A 17,779-nucleotide genomic window follows, 5' to 3' on the forward strand; every position below is an offset into this window, starting at 1 on the left:
GGAAGGGGTGCGGTAGTGCTCAAGGTCCTCGGAGCGAGGCAGCTGGGTGATCGGGACACCGCCCAGGTGCTGCGTGTGCTCGAGTCCGATCCCGTGGCGTCGTGCATGGTTGCCGCGCGCGTTCAGCAGACAGGACTCGATCCGCGCGCGCTGCAGGGGGAGGTGTGGAGTCGGGGTGGCCCGGTCGAATCGTTGTGTTTTGCCGGAGCGAATCTCGTGCCGTTGCGCGGGGAGATCGACGACCTGCGTGCTTTCGCCGATCGGGCCTGCCGCGTGCCCCGGCTGTGTTCGTCGCTGGTGGGGCGTGCGGAGCTGACATTGCCGCTGTGGGGGATGCTCGAATCGGATTGGGGACCGGCCCGCGAGATCCGGTCGGAGCAGCCGTTGCTCGCGCTCTCCGGGCAACCGTTGCTACGTCCCGACGCAGGAGTGCGCCAGGTACGGATGGACGAAATAGAGACTTACCTTCCGGCCGCGGTGGCCATGTTCATCGAGGAGGTCGGTATGGACCCACAGGCGGCGGACGGTGGTCGTAGCTATCGGCGGAGGGTTGCGAACCTGATCGCGTCGGGCCGGGCGTGGGCCCGGTTCGAGGACGGTGAGGTCCTCTACAAGGCCGAGATCGGATCGATGTCGGCCAGCGTTGGGCAGATCCAGGGCGTCTGGGTGAATCCGATGCGCCGCGGTGAGGGCCTGGGCACGGCGGGTACGGCTGCGGTTGCCGCCGCGGTGACAGCACGAGGGCGCACCGCAAGCCTGTACGTCAACAGTTACAACGAACGGGCGCGGAGGGCTTACGCGCGCGTCGGATTCAGGCAGGTTGCGACGTTCGCGACCGTGTTGCTGGACTGATTGCAGCCGAACCGAACTACCATGGCGGCGATGAAGTCTCGCCGTTCCCGTCTCATCGCTACCAGCGCCGTGTTCCTGGTAGCTGCGGTTGTGTTCGGTGGCGGGTGCACGCCCCGACCCAGTGGGCCGGAGGCGACAGCACAGGCGTTCCTGAATGCGTTCGCGGACAGAGATTTCGAGCGCGCGGCGGGTGAGTCGGACCGTCCCGGCGTGGCGGGAGATGCGCTGGGACAGGTATGGGCCACGCTCCAGGCCGAGTCGCTCGAGGCGGAGACCGGGGCGGTGCGGGCGCACGGCGACACAGGGACGGTCCAATACACGTATACGTGGCACCTGCCGAAGGGCCGGGTGTGGACGTACACCGGGGAACTTCAGATGGGCCGTCGGGGCGGGGAGTGGGCGGTGCGATGGTCGAATACGAACGTCCATCCGCAGCTGGGGGAGACGCAGACAATGGAGTTGCGTGCAAACGCGGCGCCGAAGGCCCGGGTCAACGAGCGCTCGGGTACTGACGTCCTGATTCCCGGTGTCGTCCACCGGATCACGTTCGATGCCGCGGGCACACCGGACGTGATCGGATCCGCACAGGCGCTATCGGCGGTGCTGGCTCGATTTGTGCCCGGACTCACCGCTCAGTCCATCGCGGAGTCCGCGACCACGCGGGGCAGCGCCTACCCCGTGATCACGCTCCGCGGCGAGGAATTCGAGGACGTGGAGTCTGCGCTCGCCGACATTCCTGGAGTATCGGACGTCGACGAGGCGGATCTGGTCCCGACGGACCGCGGCTTCGCGCCTGATCTCATCGGACGGGTCCGCGACGCGGTGGTCGGTGAGGTCGACGGGACGGCCGGCTGGAGCGTGGTCGCGGTCAACCGCAACGGCATCGACACCGGGGTGCTGACCGAGACTGCGCCGCAACCGGTCCCGTCGCTGACGATCACCCTCGACCGCCGTGTGCAGGAGGCCGCGCAGGCCGCGGTGGCCGGGCGGGCCGAGCAGTCGATGATGGTGGTGATCCAGCCATCGTCCGGGGCCGTCCTTGCGGTTGCGCAGAATGCGGCCGCGGATCGAGAGGGGCCGATCGCGCTCACCGGCCTGTACCCGCCGGGGTCGACGTTCAAGATGGTGACGGCGGGAGCCGCGATCGCCGGTGGACTGGCTACCGCGGAGACACTGGTGGACTGCCCGGGGCGGATCGTGATCGGACAACGAGTGGTGCCGAACTACAACGACTTCGCCCTCGGCGAGGTCCCGATGAGCACCGCATTCGCTCGTTCCTGCAATACGACGTTCGCCAAGCTGGCGAGTGAGATGGACTCCGACGCGCTCACGGTCACGGCGTCGCAGTTCGGAATCGGTGCCGACTACGACATCGAGGGGCTGCCGACCGAGACCGGTTCCGTTCCGGCGGCGACGGCGATGGTCCAGCGGACAGAGGACGGCTTCGGTCAGGGCCGGGTGCTGGTCAGTGCATTCGGAATGGTGATGGCGGCCGCGACGATCGCACATGGCACTACCCCGGTGCCGCAGCTCATCTCGGGCCGCGAGACGAAGGTCCACGGCGAGCGACGCGAGATCGATCCGAAGATCGTGGACGGGCTCCGTCCGATGATGCGTTCGGTGGTCACCGCGGGCACCGCCACCCGGATCGCGGATCAGGGCGAGGTGTTCGGCAAGACCGGGGAGGCCGAGGTGATCGGCGGGTCGCACGCCTGGTTCGTCGGCTATCGCGGCGACCTGGCATTCGCGACACTCGTGGTCCGCGGCGGCAGCTCGGACCACGCGGTCGCGGTTACCCGGGACATGCTCGCGGCCCTGCCCCCTGAATTCTGAAAGCGACTGGGCCTCGACGACGAGGACTCAGGTGTACACGACCGCGCTCGTGACTTGCAGGTCCTTCCGATTCAGATAGCAGAACAGCACCGCATGGGCGCCGTCGGCCGTGCATGACGCGGTCACGGTGTCGCCCGCTGCGATCATCTTGGTGACGTCGCTGACGGGCCGCCCACCGAGCATCTCGAGCGCCGCACGGTCGCCGCGCTGCGCGGACTCGACGAGTCGGCGCACCGCCTGCTTGCCCCGTTCACCGACGCTGCGCACTGCGAGCCCGAACGCCAGTGCGCCGCCGAGGCCCTGCAGTCGGAGCATTCGTGCGCTCATACCGGCGGCAACACGGAGTTTTGCGGCGTCCACACCGGCCACCTGCGCAAACATCGGCGCCACTTCCCAATGCGCGGCAATACGGCGGATCCGCGGCGCACCCTCGTCGAGCGTTGTCTCGTACAGCAGGTGCATGGGCGCCTTGGCGACGACGCCGCCGCCGAGACCCGTCTCGATGGTCACGTCGCGGACCACGTTGAGCCCGCTGACGATATCGTCGTGCTCGACATGGAAGCGAATCTCGTTGGGAGCGATGAAGGTATCCCAGAATCGCGCGAGCGGATCGCCTCCGCGCCGGCCGGTGCGCCGGTCGAACAGGCCGCCCAGTACCGGGCGGCCGCCGACCGGATCCTCGACCACATGGCGATCCGCGAACAGACCGAGCCAGGCCGTCTTGTCGTGTTCCGCGACGGCGGTGGGTGACTGTCGCGCCAGATCGAGGATTTCCTGTGCCGTCGTGGCGCGGGTGATCGTGGCGGGTTCGATCGGTGTCGCTGACATGGCCGCGAGTATTGCACAGAGGTGGAACGTGTTCCAGAAACTGGATGCTGCCCGGGCGTGGCCGCTCCCTGGCGGGTTACGGAAGCAGACCCAATCTCCGCGCCGCCACGACAGCCTCGCGCCGGGAATGCGCGTCGAGCTTGCTCATGGCGCTGCGCAGGTAGCTCTTGACTGTTTCGGGCTTGACCGACAGTCGTTCGGCGATAACCACATTCGAGCATCCGAGCGCTGCGTGGCTGAGGACATCCAACTCTCGAGGCGACAGCACGACCGTCGGGGTGCTGCGATTCGGATCCGCTGTCGACCCGACGCCGGCGAGTCGGCTCGACAGCGCCCGCAGCTGTTCCTGTAGCGCGGGGTCGTCAACAGTCTGCGCGAGGCTGCGGAGCTCGGCGTGCACGTCCCGGATCTCCTCGGTGTCCACCGCGCTCGGTACGGTGCGCTCGGCCGCAGCCGCGTCGAGCAACTCGACACGTCGATCCACTTCGTCGCGAATCGCGATCTCGTTCGCGAGGCGGCGACCGGCCTGCATCATGACGTCGGTCAGACGATCGCCGATCGGCACGCGCTCTCGGATCGCGGCATACATCACGGCGCGGGAGCGTCCGCGGACGATGACGGGCACCGCCAGTACCGAACAGAGCCCCTCGGCCAGGACCGGGCCGTCGTAGTGATGCGTGATGGTGCGGGCGCGGCCGTAGTCGTGAACCGCAGCAGGGTTTCGTCGCGCCATCACCCGTCCGCCGAGTCCTGAACTCTCCGACACCACCAGGCCGCGGAGGCCGTTGGTGTGTGTGCCGACGAACTCGCCCAGGTGCAGAGTTCCGTGGAAGACCTCACCGCCGAACACGACCGGGACGATGCCGGTAGCGGCCACGTTCCGGAGCTCGGTGCGCAGCGCGTCGCGGTCACGTGGACGGAGTAGGGCCGGGGAATGGTTCGGCACCCTCATCACCCCTTTCCGGGGGTAGCAGTTCGAGGCTGTGACTCGGATCATAGGTCGCACGACGGCCCTGCGGTGACTGGGCCCCGACGACGAGGAGTGACGATGACCGTCGACACCACCGCCCGACTTCGCGAACTCGCGGATCAGTACGACAGCCCGCAGGCGTGCGCCGCGGAGTTGCTGTGTGACCGGCACCCGGCCGATGCGGTCGCGTTCACCGTCGTCGAGAGTGATCTGTCGTCGACCGATCTCACCTATGGACACCTGCGGGAGCAGTCCACCCGCTTTGCCGCCGCGCTGGCCGGCCTCGGTGTCGAGCCGGGGGACTGCGTGGCGACCCTGATGGGCAAGTCTGCTGACCTCGTCGTGGCCCTGCTCGGCATCTGGCGGCGCGGCGCCGTCCACGTCCCGTTGTTCACGGCGTTCGCGCCGCCGGCCATCGAGTTCCGGCTCGAGGCCAGCGGCGCCCGTGTCGTGATCTCGGACGCCGATCAGCTCGGCAAGCTCGCTCCGGGCGAGGACATGCCTGCCGATCCGTCGTGGCGTGTCGTCGTCGCGGGTTCGCCGGCGAGCGACGCCCTGCGGTTCGAGGATCTGATAGCCGAGCACGCCGCCGACGACCCCCTCGGCGCGGCGGTGACGATGGGCGGCGACGCCCCGCTGGTGCGCCTGTTCACGAGCGGCACCACCGGAACCCCGAAGGGCGTCCCCGTGCCGATCCGGGCACTGGCGTCGTTCCAGTCCTACATGGAGTTCGGCCTGGACGTGCGCGAGGACGACGTCTTCTGGAACGCCGCGGACCCGGGCTGGGCGTACGGGCTGTACTACGCGCTGCTCGGTCCGATGACGTCCGGAATCCGCAGCCTCCTGCTGCATGCCGGGTTCTCCGCGCCCCTCACTTGGCAGGTCATGGAGCGTTTCGGTGTCACGAATTTCGCTGCGGCGCCCACCGTCTACCGCAGCCTGCGCGCCGACGAGACGCCGGTGCCGGAATCGGTGACGCTGCGCCGGGCGTCATCCGCTGGCGAGCCTCTCACCCCCGACGTCATCGCGTGGTCGGAGGCCAACCTCGGGGTGACCGTGCGCGACCACTACGGGCAGACCGAACACGGGATGTTCATCATCAACGCGTGGGCGGACGGTCTGCGCGAGGACGTTGTCGCCGGTTCGATGGGTCGCCCGCTACCCGGCTGGACGTGCGCCGTACTGGCCGATGAGTCCGACGAGCTCGCGCCGCCGAACACCCCGGGCCGGGTCGCGATCGATACGCAGCACAGCCCGCTCATGTGGTTCACCGGGTACAGCGATGCGCCGGAGAAGACTGCGGCCCGCTTCACCGAGGACGGCCGCTGGTACATCACCGGTGACGCCGGACAGGTCGACGAGCAGGGACGCTTCTTCTTCTCTTCCCGCGACGACGACGTGATCATCATGGCGGGTTACCGCATCGGGCCGTTCGACGTCGAGAGCGTGCTGGTGATGCACGAGGACGTCGTCGAGGCGGCCGTCGTCGGCATGCCGGACCAGCTGCGCGGCGAGGTGCTCGAGGCGTTCGTCGTGTTGCGTGGCGGCATCGAGGGCACTGACGAGCTGGAGAAGGATCTGCAGCAGCTGGTGAAGAAGAAGTTCGCCGCTCATGCCTACCCGCGGACCGTGCACTTCGTGCCGCACCTGCCCAAGACCCCCAGCGGCAAGGTGCAGCGGTACATCCTGCGCCAGGGGTGAGCCGTCTCTCGAGCAGAGGCGTCCCTCCGCCGGAGTCTTCAGATACGGGAAGTCGGGTGACCTGACGCCGGCCTCGGCCAGAATTCGCACGAGGTCGGGATCGGCACGCAGTGCACGAGGTCGCCGTTGCGGGTCATCGGGTGAGCCGCTCGGTGAAGAACGCCACGATCTCGTCGCGGGCGGCAATAGTCGGCTCGCCGGCGTCGTCGATCAGGTGTGCCGTCACCACACTGTGCGGGCTCGCCACCACGGTCTCGAAGAACGGCGGCGGCTCGGGGTTTGCCGCGGAGTCCGGCAGCACCCGTCCGACGAAACGGTCGCCGAGTGCCGCGGTGTAGGCGGCGAAACGCTCTGCCCGACACCAGGTATCGCCCGCGAAGCGGTAACCCATCACGGTGACGTCGTCGCGCTGGAGGCGCTCGCGAACCTCCTGGAGGTCGTCCGGTGCAATCTCGAGTCCGGCAGGATCGTCGAGCGGCAACGACGGCTGGCAGAGGACAGGGGCGAGTACCGACTGCTCGAGCGTCATGGTCAGCGCGAAGTTCCCGGTGAAACACATTCCGATGGCGCCGACTCCGGGACCCTGGCACTCCTGATGTGCCAATCTCGCCAGCGACCGAAGCCATTGAGTGACGGGACTCGTCCGGTTCGCTCCGAAGGCACGGAACTCGGCGCTGACACAAGCGCGTTGCATGACGGCGGTGCCCTCCTCGACGGTCGGCACCGCACCGTCCGTCCCGAACAGAGACGGCAGGTAGACCGTGAAGCCGGCGTCGCGCACCCATCGTGCGAAACGTGCGACCTGCGGACTGATTCCGGGCATCTCGGGCATCACGATCACCGCCGGACCCGTACCCGAGACCTGAACGATCTTGGAGGCACCCTCGAGGGTGATCGTGCGGGTGTTGAAGTCCTCGAGCGGATCGTTCACGGTCATATCGCGGGTCGGCATCGGTCGCTCTCCTGGTCATCGAAGCGGGTGCTCGTGCAAGCAGATCGATTCTCTCCTTGGAAACCCCTGCCGAGGAGGGGCGAAACAGCCATGATTCGTGTCGATTCCGCCAACCCTGCGAAATCGGAGTTAGCCATCAGCTCGTCAGGATCACCAACTGCTGGGTCGCACGGGTCATGGCCACATAGCGGTCGACGGCTCCCTCGATGCCCGAGCCGAGCGACTCCGGGCTGACGAGAACGACCAGGTCGAACTCGAGTCCCTTCGCAAGCTCCGGCGTCAGCGAGCGGACGCGGGACCCCGTGCGGAGCGTCCTCTGGTCGACGCCATCAGCTCCGATGACGCAGGCGATTCCCTCGGCATGCTCGGCAAGCCAGGCGTCGAGGATCGAGTCCAGATCCGGCGTGCGTCCGTGTACGACGGGAACGCCGATGCTGCGGACGGACGTCGGCACGTTGGCGTCCGGAAGCGCGGCCCGGATGACCGGCTCGGCCTCCGCCATGACCTCTTGCGGCGTCCGGTAGTTGATGCTCAGCGAAGCCAGCTCGATCCTGCTCAACCCGATCCGTTCGAGCCGGTCCCGCCACGACTCCGTGAAGCCATTCCGGGCCTGGGCGCGGTCTCCGACAATGGTGAAGCTGCGGGACGGGCAGCGCAGCAACAGCATCTGCCACTCCGCGTCCGTGAGTTCCTGCGCCTCGTCGACCACGATGTGCGCGAACGGTCCGGCGAGCACGTTCCGGGTGGCGCCAGTGGGATCGATGCGCGGCCTCGCGGTCTCGTCGACCAGGGAATCCTGCAGGTCCTGTCCGCGCAGCATCGACATCACGAGCAGTTCGGAGTCGTCGGCTGCGATCAGGTCGTCGACTACTCTGCTCATCCGCGCGCGTTCGGCAGCCACGGAGGCGTTGTGCCGGCGCTGACGGCGGGACGCCTCCGGGTCGCCGAGCCGCTGCCGAGCCGCGTCCAGCAGCGGCAGGTCGGACACGGTCCAGGCCTGGGCGTTCGCACGTTGCAGCTTCCGAACGTGGTCGGGACGCAGCCACGGCGCGCACCTGCGCAGGTAGGCGGGTACCGACCACAGGTCTGCGACAAGGTCGGCGGCTTCGATCAGTGTCCATGCGTTGTCGAGGGTCATCCGTAGTTCGTCGTTCTGCCGCAGCGACTGTCGGACGTGGGCTGCCGGAGTGTCACCGGGCGAGGCTCGCAGAGCCTGCATGTCCTCGTATTTGCCCATCAGAATCGTGAGAAGCAGCTCCCAGATCTGTTCGCGCGCTTCGTTGTGCGGAGTCCCGGGCTCCGGTGCTCGGAATGCCTCGGCCCAGTCGTCGGGGCTCAGCCAGATTTCGGACCACTCGATCGTGACCGTCATCCCCTCGGTCGGCGGCTGCTCGTAGAACCTGACGGCGGCTTCGATCGCCTTGACGAGGTCGGCCGACGACTTCAGACGGGCGACGTCCGGGTCGGTTTCCGGCCGCGCGTCGGCGCCCTCGGCGACGAGGTCCCGCAGGGTGCACAGCTGCACGCAGTCCTCGCCGAGGCTGGGCAGGACGTCGGCGACGTATGCCAGGTAGGGCTCGTGCGGGCCGACGAACAGTACGCCGTGGCGGAGGCGGGGGTCGGCGTAGAGCAGATACGCGGCGCGGTGCAGCGCGACGACTGTCTTACCGGTACCGGGGCCGCCGTCGATGACGAGGGCGCCAGCTGATCCCGCACGGATGATGGCGTCCTGGTCGGCCTGGATTGTGCTGAGCACGTCGCGCATCCGGGGTGAACGGTAGCTGCCGAGGCTGGCGATGAAGGCGGACTGGTCGTCGAGCGCGACGTCATGGGCCAACCCGTCCGGGGTGAACACCTCGTCCCAGTAGTCGCTGATCCGCGCCCCGCTCGACGGTCGCAGGCGCCAGCGATATCGCCGACGCCGCACCAGGCCCATCGGGTTGGCGTGAGTCGCTCCGAAGAACGGCTCGGCCGCTGGAGAGCGCCAGTCCACCAGCAGCTGATGGCCCGCGCTGTCGAGGAGTCCCTGCCTTCCGATGTACACGGGCTCCGCGCCGTCTACGCCGACGATGTGTCCGAGGCACAGATCCAAGCCGAAACGGCGCAGGGTGCGCAGCTGAGCGTCGAGTTGGTGGATCTCCATGTCGCGCTCCATCGCGGCCTGGCCACTGCCGCCGGGCGACCTGCGTCTGGCGTCGAGGCGGGCCGACAGGCCGGAGATGGACTGCTCGAGGCTTACCGCGATGGCCGCGAAGTGCCGTTCGTCGTCGGCGATCAGTGCCGGATCGGCCTTGGCGGTCAGGTGGCCGGGTAGGTCGAACGCACTTGACTGCATATGCATTTTCGCGTCACCCAATTCGGTTGGTTCTGGCGTGGGCCAGCCATTCTGCGGCGCCACCCGGGCCTTGCCGCAAGCCCCCCGGTGAGCTATAAGTTGAAAGTGGAAGGGAGCGTGGTTCTGATGCTCTCGACGATCTCTTCACACGGCCGCGGAGCGGGCATATTCGGCGGCGACTCCTGTACGGATATGTCGGAATGGCTTGTGTCTACCGCGGTGTTCGGGCTCGAAAAGCACTAGCGCCCTGCCGCAACACGATCGGTTGCGGCAGGGCGCTGATGTGGATCGGACGCTCGCGGAGTGTGCGCCTTCTGTGTCAGCGCGGTGCGCCGCGCCCCCGAATGCGACCCAGAACGAGCAGAGCGACAAGCGTGACGGTGAGCAGCAGGGTGGTGTTGGCGGCAGCCTGGAACACCTGACCTCGGTCGGTGAGTCCGAAGATGGCCACCGGCAACGTTTTCCACGTCGCGGGGTACACCATGATCGTGGCACCCAGTTCGCCCATCGACAGCGCGACGGACAGACCGGCCGCGGCGCCGAGGGCGGGAACCAGGAGCGGCAGGGTGATCCGTAGCAGGACGCGGACCGGTCCGGCGCCCAGGGATTCGGCGGCCTGCCGGTAGGCGGGGTCGAGTCGATCCAGCGCGGCGGAGACAGAACTGAAGGCGAACGCCAGCACGAGCACCGCGTGGGCGAGGATGACGATCCACTTGGTGCCGCCCAGCAGCAGGGGGCGCTCGTTGAATGCGATCAGCAGACCCAGCCCGATCGCGACCGACGGCAGTGCCACCGGCAGGTGGAACACCGCGTCGGTGATCTTGCGCAGCCACGCCGGTGCCTCCCGCGCCGCGAGCGCGGCCCACGTTCCGACGAACAGGGCGAGGCCGCCGGCGATGATCGCGGTCTGCAGACTCACGACCATGCTGGCGAGATTGTCATCGGACAGCGCCGTCGACAGGTTCTTCGTGCCCAGATTCGACGGCAGCGGCCCGTTCCAGGCCCCCGCAAGGGCGGCCGCGATCACGGTCGCGATCGGAGCGACGAACACCACCGTCACCACCGCTGCGAAAATGGCCAGCGTCAGATACCTAGCGTGTCGGGTCCACAGCAGCACGGCTACCTCCCATCAGTCGGGTGAAGACGAAGCGGTACCCGCCGTACAGCGCGAGCGACAGCGCCACCTGGACCGTCGCGATCACGGCGGCGCCCGGCAGATCGAACGTCACGATGCCGTGCGTGTAGATCAGCACCGGCAGTGTCATGACGTCTTTGGCACCGGTGAACAGGACGATGCCGAACTCGTTGAGGGTCAACAGCAGTACCAGTGAGCCGCCGGCCATCATCGCCGGCCACGCCTCGGGCAGCACGACGGTGCGCAGCACCCGCAGGGGCGAGGCACCGAGGCTCGCGGCGACGTCGAGCTGCTCACGCGGCATCTGGGTGAACGCGGCCAGCAGCGGACGGACGACGAACGGGGTGAAGAACGTGATCTCGGCGGCGATCACACCGAACGGGGTGTTGAGGAAGTTCAGCGGACCCTGCTCGGCCCCGCTGATCCGGGTGATGAGAGCGTTCACGGCGCCCGCCGTGCCGTAGAGGAAGGTGAAGGCGAGCGTGATCAGGAACGACGGCAGCGACAGGATGGTGTCGATCAGCCGTCCCACCACCTTGGAGCCCGGGAACGGAACGAACGCGAGCACCAGGGCGAGGAACGTGCCAAGCACCAGACAGCCGAGTGTCGACGCGACCGCGACTTCCACGGTGCGCCACAACGCCTTCCGGAAGGAGGACGAGCCGAGGACCTCGGTCCAGGTGGACCAGCCGCGTCCGGTGGGGGTGACGGTGGACTCGGCCAGCACCCGAGCCATCGGATACACCGCAAAACCGAGTACGAGTAGCAGTGGCGGCAGTACCCACAGCCCAGACCGCCAGCGGGACAGCTCGGGCCGTTCCGGTGGGGTGGCGATGATCGGTGAGTCGAGGACGGTGGTCACGACACGGCCTCCGGAGCCGGCACGAGGACGGCTCCGCTTTCCGGGAACCGCATGCCCACCTCGGTGCCGATCGGGCGCTCGTCGTGGCCGGGGACGTCGACGTCGATCGGGGTCTCCGGCAGCTCCGGCAACGCGATGGTCACTCGGGTCGACGATCCACGCCACACGCTTGCGACGATGCGGGCGGGCAGCGCGCCGCGCTCGACGGGCGAGGTGAGCGTGATCGCATGCGGACGCAGGCACAGCAGGGCCCCCGCGTCGGACTTCCATTCGGTGCGGCCGATGTCGGGCTGCGGTGCGTGCGCAGTCACGGGAGCGCCCCCGACCGATACCAGGGCCGAGGTACCGATAACGCGGGTCACCCTGCAGGGCAACAGGTTCGCACCACCCAGGAATGCCGCGGTGAAGCTGCTCGGCGGACGCTTCCACAGGTTTTCGGCAGTGTCGATATCCACCAGTCTGGCATCCCGCATGACGGCGATGCGGTCGGCGAGGGCCAGGGCCTCGGACTGGTCGTGCGTGACGTACAGCATCGCGGTGTCGGGCAGCGCCGCCCGCAGTTCCTGCAGTTCGGTGAGCATGCTCTGGCGCAGCTGCGCGTCGAGGGCCGCGAGCGGTTCGTCGAGCAACAGGACCTTGGGGCGGATCGCGAGCGCGCGGGCGATCGCGACGCGCTGCTGCTGCCCGCCCGACAGCTCGCGCGGCAGCCGCTTGCCGTACGCCGACATGCCCACCATCGCGAGGGCGTCGGATACCCTGCCCGCGATCTCGGACCGCGGAACTCGTTGCGCCCGAAGACCGAAAGCGACGTTCTCGGCAACGCGCATGTGCGGGAACAGGGCGTAGGACTGGACGACGACACCGATACCGCGCTTGGCGGGCGGCAGGTCGGTGACGTCCTCGCCTGCCAGCCGCACTGTCCCAGCGGTGGGCCGGGTGAAACCGGCCAGAGCCTTGAGTGCGGTGGACTTGCCCGAGCCGCTGGGGCCGAGTAGGGCGACGGTTTCGCCGCGAGCGACGCGCAGGTTGAAGTCGACCAGGGCCCGGGTGGCCCCGCGTCCGCGCCCGTAGGCAACGGTCACGCGATCGAACGTGATGGCGGGAGCGGAGTACCCGGTGGCGCCTTCCGTTCCTGCGCCGTGCTTTCCGGGGGCGGTGGTGCCGGGGGACCGCCCGGGCTCGAATCGGGGCATGTCAGTTACCGGTGGCCTTCTGGTAGGCGGCGATATCGGCGTCCAGCGAGGCGAGGACGTCGGTCCAATTCGGCGTCCACACCTCGACGCCGTTCACGAGTCCGGTCGGGGTCGACTTGTCGGTCGACGTGCCGGCTGCCTGACGGACATCGGTGCGCACCGAGACACCCCGAGCGTCGGTCGCAACCGTCTTCTGTGCCTTCTCCGAGAGCAGGTACTCCATCAGTTTCTTCGCCTCGTCGGAGTGCGGTGCGCCCTTGGCCAGTCCCATCACGTAGGGGAGCGCGATGGTGGTGCGCTTCCCGTCGGTCTCGGCGGGGAAGAAGATGTTGAACTTCGAGCCGTCGTCCTTGATGGACGCGAGGTTCATCTGGACGTCACCGTTCGCGACGAGCAGCTCACCGTTGCTGACCTTCGGCTGCAGTTTGCCCGTGGACGACGACGGGCCCACATTGTTGGTCTGCAGCTTCGCGAGGTAGTCGAGTGCACCCTCCTTGCCCTTGAGGTGCTGCAGCAGTAGCAGGACGGCGGTGCCGTCGCCGGCCTGGCCGGGGGTGGAGTATTGCAGCTTGCCCTTGAACTGCTCGGTGAGCAGGTCGTCCCATGTCGCCGGGGCAGGGTTGGCGCCGGGGTTCGCGATGAACGACAGGTAGTTGTCGACGACCGGGACGTACTTGCCGGCCGGGTCCTGTACGTCCGCGGGGACCGCGGAAGTGTCGATGCCGCTCGGCTCGAGCAGGCCCTGCGCATCGGCCTTCTGGATGAACGGCGGCAGTGTGACGACGACGTCGGCCTGCGGGTTGGACTGCTCCTTGCCGACGCGCGAGACGACCTCACCGGAGCCGGCCTCGACGAGGTTGACGGCGATGCCGGTCTCCTCGGTGAACGCTGCGAACTGGGTCTTGTACCAGCCTGCGAGGCCGTCGGCACTGTAGACGGTGACGGTGCCGCCGTCACCGCTTGCGGCGGTACCGGTGCCGCCGCAGGCGGTCAGCGTGAGAGCAGCGGTGGTCATCGCGATCGCCGCTATCCCGATACGGAAGAGCTTGGTGTTCCTGCTCATTCGGAGGTCCTGTCTTCGGGTATTCGAAAGGTGGAAGGAGTCAGTTGTCGTGCGAGAGAACGAGCTCGGTGAACTCGCGGACCGACGGCACGACATGGGTCGGTCCGGCGGAGCGCAACTGCTCCTCGTTGTGGGCGCCGGTCAGCGTGCCCGCGACGATCGAGGCTCCCGCCCTCCGGCCGCTCGTGATGTCGTTCGCTGTATCACCCAACACTGCAACATCTTTCACGTCATCGATGCCCAGGCGCATGAGGGCGGTGAGGACCAGATCGGGGTAGGGGCGCCCGCGGCCGGCCTCTGCGGGGGAGAGCGTGAGGTCGGGTAGCGTCTGCCAGCCGAGCGCGGCCAGCAGCTTGTCCTGCGTGGTTCGGCTGAACCCGGTCGTCAGCGCAACCTTGACGCCGGCCTCGCGTAGCGCGGTGATCGACTCGGCGGCACCGGGAATGGCGGTTGCGCCGCCTTCGTCGACGAGACGGTCGTATGCGGCCTCGAATGCACGGTTCGCGGCCTGGGCGCGGTCCTCGTCGCCGAACAGTGCACGGAAGACGACGATCTTGGACTGTCCCATGGTGTCGAGCACGTACTGGCGGGCGGCATCGGCCTCGGGGCCGGTCGGCGCGAGCCCCGCGGCGGTACCGGCCGCGTCGAAGGCGCGCAGCACGAGGCCGTCGTCGGCGACAGTGGTGCCGGCCATGTCGAGTACGGCGAGCTTGATGGTGGTCACGTTATCTCCTGGGGTAATCGGGGCTACTGGGCTGAATGGAGCTACCGGGTGATCGGGACTAGAGGCCCAGTTGGTCGGCGGTCTGTTCGGCAAGGGCAGGGCCGAGGGTCATGCCGCGCCCGCCCGGTCCGGCGACCACCCACACGCCGTCGGTCGGCTGTGCGCGGTGCACCAACTGCTTCGGGTCCAGGCACTGGCTGTAGACACCGGCCCAGCGCTTGACGATCTGCGGCAGGTTGCGGCCCAGCAGCTCCTCGACCACGCTGGTCAGGTGCTGGTACGGCGCCTCGTCCACGTCGAAGTCGAAGGGCTCGTCGTACTCGTGGGTGTCGCCGATGGTGAGTCCGCCGTGCAGGCGCTGGACGCAGAGCATCTGCATGCGGTGCTCCGCGGCAATCGGATCCTGCGGCTGAGCGCCTCGCAGCGCGTCGAGGGCCGAGCCGGCGAACGCCGGGTAGTAGCGCATGCTGTCGCCGTCGGCGATCGCGGTGGTGAGTGCCTCACCGAGCGGTGCGGTCTGCATCATCTGCAGGCGCACGCGGCGCAGCGGAAGCTCGCCGGCCAGGTCGCGGGCCAGTCCGCCCAGCGTTGCGCCGGGGCACACGATCACCAGGTCGGCATCGAACGTGCGGTCGTGATCGTCTCGGATCCGCACGCCCACCTCGCTGGTGCTGATCTCACGAGCCTCGGTGCCGGCGTGGAAGGTGTAGCGGCCGGTTGCCTCGAGGTGGCGGCGAATCGCGGGCAGCGCGATGCGGGACTCGACAGCGCCGTCTCGGGTGCAGTGCAGGCCTGCGAGGAACTTGCCGCGCAATGCCGGGTTCACCGCGCGCACCGCATCGGGCTCGAGCAGTGCGAAACCGCGGGCGTCGGCGTCGGCGCGGGCCACCATGTCCTCCGCGACCGCGAGCTCTTCAGGCGTGCGCAGCAGCGTCATCGACCCGGCCGCGCGGAAACCGATCTCCGGAACGCGGCGGGCCAGATCGGCCCACAGCTCGCGGGAGCGCAGCGACGCCTCCAGCTCGTGCTCGGCTCGGCCGGATACCCACACCAATCCGAAGTTGCGTACGGTGGCACCGCGCGCCTCGAGTTCGCGTTCGAGATGGATGACGTCATGTCCTCGACGGATCGCCTCGTCGGCATGCGCCGTTCCGAGGATTCCTCCGCCCACAATTGCAATTCGCATGAGACTCAGCATGCGCATTGGTCTAGACCAACTGGGGGATGTTTGGGAAACTCCAGATGAACAATTGGTATAGACCGAAATTGTGTATTCTTGGGCCCATGAACGACGACGCGATCGTGCTCGAAGAGACTGCTGTGCTGCTGGATTCGCTGCGTGAAGTGTTCGATGGTGAGGCGGTCGACCAACTCGATCATGCCTTGCAGGCGGCTGGGCATGCGATGGCCGACGGCGCCGACGACGAGTTGGTGCTCGCGAGCGCGCTGCACGACCTCGCGCGTAGTCCGCTGCTGGGTCTGCCCCGCGATGTCGCGCACGACCGGTTCGCGCGGGACTGGCTGACGCCGCGGTTCGGCGATCGGGTGGGTTGGCTCGCTGGCGCGCACGTCGCGGCCAAGCGGTATCTCGTGGCCACCGAACCCGGCTACGGCGACACACTGTCTGCGGAATCCGTTGCGACACTGAGGGCACAGGGCGGGCCGGCGGTGGATGAGGAATGGTCGTCGCATCCCTGGTGGCCGGCCGCGCTGCAGCTGCGCCGCTACGACGACCGCGCGAAAGTACCTGGGGCGCAGGCGCCCACGATTGACGACGTCGTAGCGGTGGCCCGTCGAGTGCGCTCTGGTGGGATCGCGGCGGCGGGATGACAGTCGAGAGTCTCCCCAAGCACTACCTGGTGCGGACTCAGGTGGAGGACCTGCTTGCCGACCTGTCGGAGGGGGACGCAGTGCCGGCTGAGCGGGAACTCGCTGCCCGCTACGGCGTCTCGCGCGAGACGGTCCGACAGGCCCTACAGGAGTTGCTGGTGGCGGGGCGTGTCGAGCGTCGTGGCCGCGGCACCGTCGTGGCGCGCCCTAAGCTGGTGCAGCCGTTGTCGCTCGGCTCGTACACCGAGGGGACACTGAGTCAGGGTCGGGTGCCGGGGCGTTTCCTGGTGCGGTGGGAGGAGATCGACGCGCACGCGAAGCTAGCGGAGATCCTCGAGATCGGCCTGGGGGACATGGTGATTCATCTGGAGCGCGTGCTGCTCGCCGACGGTGAGCGCATCGGTCTGGAGAGCACGTACTTGCCGCGCCGGCGTTTTCCGGATCTCGCTGAGACCTTCGACCCGGGTACTTCGCTGTATGCGTGGATCAGGGCGCGCGGCGTAGCGTTCACGACGGCGACTGAACGTATCGAAACCGCGTTGCCCACGCCGAGGGAGGCGGCACTGGTGGAGTCGAGCACAGCGATGCCGATGATCAAGCTGCACCGTGTCTCCCGGGATGCCGATGGCGTGCCGATCGAGCGTGTCCGGTCGCTGTATCGCGGTGACCGGATGGCGTTCGTTACCGAGCTTCGCTGATCTCGCTGCAGACCCTGCCGAACCGCTGTGGTCGGAGGCGGCGCTCGCGCGGTGGAAAACGGTGTTGCGTCACATCGAGTCCAGCGTCCGAGTGATGGCCTTGGCCCAGTTCTCGATTTCCGGCCAATCCCGGAAGTCGCCTTCGGGTAGGAGCTTTCGTCCGGCGGGCAGCTTGCGCATCAAACGAGCTCCCACGCCGAGGGTCTTCGGGTCCAAGGCGCCGAAGAACATGTGATGCTCGCGGGGTGCGATGGCATCCGTGAGGTCCTGCAGTTCCTGCGGCGTCGCGGCGTCGCGTACGTTGTTCCCCTGCTCGTCGACCTCGGAATCCCCGAGGGGACCGCTGGTGAACAGCCAGACGGGACGCGCGACAAGGCCGTCGCGGTGGTCGTGGACGAACGAACTCGCCGCCTTCTCCCAGTGCCTCATATACACGGAACTACCGATGACGCAGGCGTCGTAGCCCTCCAGCGACATCGAGACCGGTAGTTCCACGAGATCCGCCGTGTGTCCGCCGGACCGGATCACTTCGGTGATGCGCTCCGCGATCCCGGTGGTGGCGCCATGCCGGCTTGCGTATGCGACGAGAACCTTCACAGCGGAACCCCCTGTCATCGAACTATCAGACCGATCCGGCTCTGTCGCCGGGTTCGGGTACGGGTCTTCGGGATGCATGAAAGTCCCGACACGATGGGGACAGGCAATTGAGACGGATTCCGCGTCACCAGACCCGCCATGACCTGATCGATCGGCTCCGCTTCGCCGCCCGCTCCCATCTGACAATCGTCGTGCCCGCCGTGTGT

The 17,779-nt window shown here is 67.9% G+C and carries 16 protein-coding genes; 5 read left to right on the top strand and 11 right to left on the bottom strand.

Translation table 11 applies throughout. The features are described from left to right. The first annotated feature begins 15 nt into the window (after window positions 1-15). The gene (locus ERC79_RS20460; RefSeq protein WP_131580204.1) at window positions 16-852 is read left to right on the top strand and encodes a GNAT family N-acetyltransferase; all 837 of its coding nucleotides are present in this window, start codon (window positions 16-18) and stop codon (window positions 850-852) included. Between the two features lie 30 nt (window positions 853-882). Beyond that, window positions 883-2,685, top strand: coding sequence for a penicillin-binding transpeptidase domain-containing protein (locus tag ERC79_RS20465; RefSeq protein ID WP_131580205.1), 1,803 nt, complete (start codon window positions 883-885; stop codon window positions 2,683-2,685). 27 nt (window positions 2,686-2,712) lie between these two features. Here the strand turns inward: ERC79_RS20465 and ERC79_RS20470 are convergent, their stop codons facing one another. Both ERC79_RS20470 and ERC79_RS20475 read right to left on the bottom strand, forming a co-directional pair. Further along, window positions 2,713-3,513: a nuclear transport factor 2 family protein gene (locus tag ERC79_RS20470; protein ID WP_131580206.1), complete on the bottom strand. Its 801-nt coding sequence runs from the start codon at window positions 3,511-3,513 to the stop codon at window positions 2,713-2,715. A gap of 76 nt (window positions 3,514-3,589) precedes the next feature. Continuing rightward, window positions 3,590-4,465: a LuxR C-terminal-related transcriptional regulator gene (locus ERC79_RS20475; protein WP_131580207.1), complete on the bottom strand. Its 876-nt coding sequence runs from the start codon at window positions 4,463-4,465 to the stop codon at window positions 3,590-3,592. Between the two features lie 96 nt (window positions 4,466-4,561). On the opposite strand from ERC79_RS20475, the gene ERC79_RS20480 reads away from it, so the two are divergent. Continuing rightward, a complete protein-coding gene (locus ERC79_RS20480; RefSeq protein WP_131580208.1) occupies window positions 4,562-6,184 on the top strand; it encodes an AMP-binding protein in 1,623 nt (540 codons plus the stop codon). Window positions 6,185-6,317: 133 nt separating this feature from the next. Here ERC79_RS20480 and ERC79_RS20485 read toward each other — a convergent pair whose 3' ends face one another. The 8 genes from ERC79_RS20485 to ERC79_RS20520 all read right to left on the bottom strand — a co-directional run bounded on the left by ERC79_RS20485 (window position 6,318) and on the right by ERC79_RS20520 (window position 15,634). Next, on the bottom strand, window positions 6,318-7,136 hold the full coding sequence (locus ERC79_RS20485) for a dienelactone hydrolase family protein (RefSeq protein ID WP_131580209.1): 819 nt from the start codon (window positions 7,134-7,136) through the stop codon (window positions 6,318-6,320). Window positions 7,137-7,272: 136 nt separating this feature from the next. Next, window positions 7,273-9,477 carry an RNA polymerase recycling motor ATPase HelR gene (gene helR / locus ERC79_RS20490; protein ID WP_131580210.1) on the bottom strand — a complete coding sequence of 735 codons (2,205 nt, stop codon included), beginning with the start codon at window positions 9,475-9,477 and terminating at the stop codon, window positions 7,273-7,275. Between the two features lie 313 nt (window positions 9,478-9,790). Then, window positions 9,791-10,588 carry an ABC transporter permease subunit gene (locus ERC79_RS20495; protein WP_131580211.1) on the bottom strand — a complete coding sequence of 266 codons (798 nt, stop codon included), beginning with the start codon at window positions 10,586-10,588 and terminating at the stop codon, window positions 9,791-9,793. Continuing rightward, on the bottom strand, window positions 10,563-11,468 hold the full coding sequence (locus ERC79_RS20500; RefSeq protein WP_131580212.1) for a 2-aminoethylphosphonate ABC transporter permease subunit: 906 nt from the start codon (window positions 11,466-11,468) through the stop codon (window positions 10,563-10,565). Before ERC79_RS20500 ends, ERC79_RS20495 begins: the two co-directional genes overlap by 26 nt. Next, on the bottom strand, window positions 11,465-12,661 hold the full coding sequence (locus tag ERC79_RS20505; protein WP_131580213.1) for an ABC transporter ATP-binding protein: 1,197 nt from the start codon (window positions 12,659-12,661) through the stop codon (window positions 11,465-11,467). Before ERC79_RS20505 ends, ERC79_RS20500 begins: the two co-directional genes overlap by 4 nt. Window position 12,662: 1 nt before the next feature. Further along, entirely contained in the window at window positions 12,663-13,724 is a 1,062-nt protein-coding gene (locus tag ERC79_RS20510) for a 2-aminoethylphosphonate ABC transporter substrate-binding protein (RefSeq protein ID WP_131580214.1), read from the bottom strand. Window positions 13,725-13,764: 40 nt separating this feature from the next. Beyond that, entirely contained in the window at window positions 13,765-14,418 is a 654-nt protein-coding gene (locus ERC79_RS20515; RefSeq protein ID WP_242676915.1) for a phosphonatase-like hydrolase, read from the bottom strand. 88 nt (window positions 14,419-14,506) lie between these two features. Next, window positions 14,507-15,634, bottom strand: a complete 1,128-nt coding sequence (locus tag ERC79_RS20520; RefSeq protein WP_131580216.1) for a TIGR03364 family FAD-dependent oxidoreductase — start codon at window positions 15,632-15,634, stop codon at window positions 14,507-14,509. Between the two features lie 98 nt (window positions 15,635-15,732). Between ERC79_RS20520 and ERC79_RS20525 the strand changes: the two genes are divergently transcribed. Then, window positions 15,733-16,278: an HD family phosphohydrolase gene (locus ERC79_RS20525; RefSeq protein ID WP_131580217.1), complete on the top strand. Its 546-nt coding sequence runs from the start codon at window positions 15,733-15,735 to the stop codon at window positions 16,276-16,278. Beyond that, a complete protein-coding gene (locus tag ERC79_RS20530; protein WP_131580218.1) occupies window positions 16,275-16,976 on the top strand; it encodes a GntR family transcriptional regulator in 702 nt (233 codons plus the stop codon). Before ERC79_RS20525 ends, ERC79_RS20530 begins: the two co-directional genes overlap by 4 nt. 69 nt (window positions 16,977-17,045) lie before the next feature. Here ERC79_RS20530 and ERC79_RS20535 read toward each other — a convergent pair whose 3' ends face one another. Next, window positions 17,046-17,591 (bottom strand): flavodoxin domain-containing protein, encoded by a 546-nt coding sequence (locus tag ERC79_RS20535; RefSeq protein WP_242676660.1) that lies wholly within the window; start codon window positions 17,589-17,591, stop codon window positions 17,046-17,048. Window positions 17,592-17,779: the final 188 nt, after the last annotated feature.

Origin of the sequence: Rhodococcus sp. ABRD24 (genome assembly GCF_004328705.1) — a bacterium.
Taxonomy (GTDB): Bacteria; Actinomycetota; Actinomycetes; order Mycobacteriales; family Mycobacteriaceae; genus Prescottella.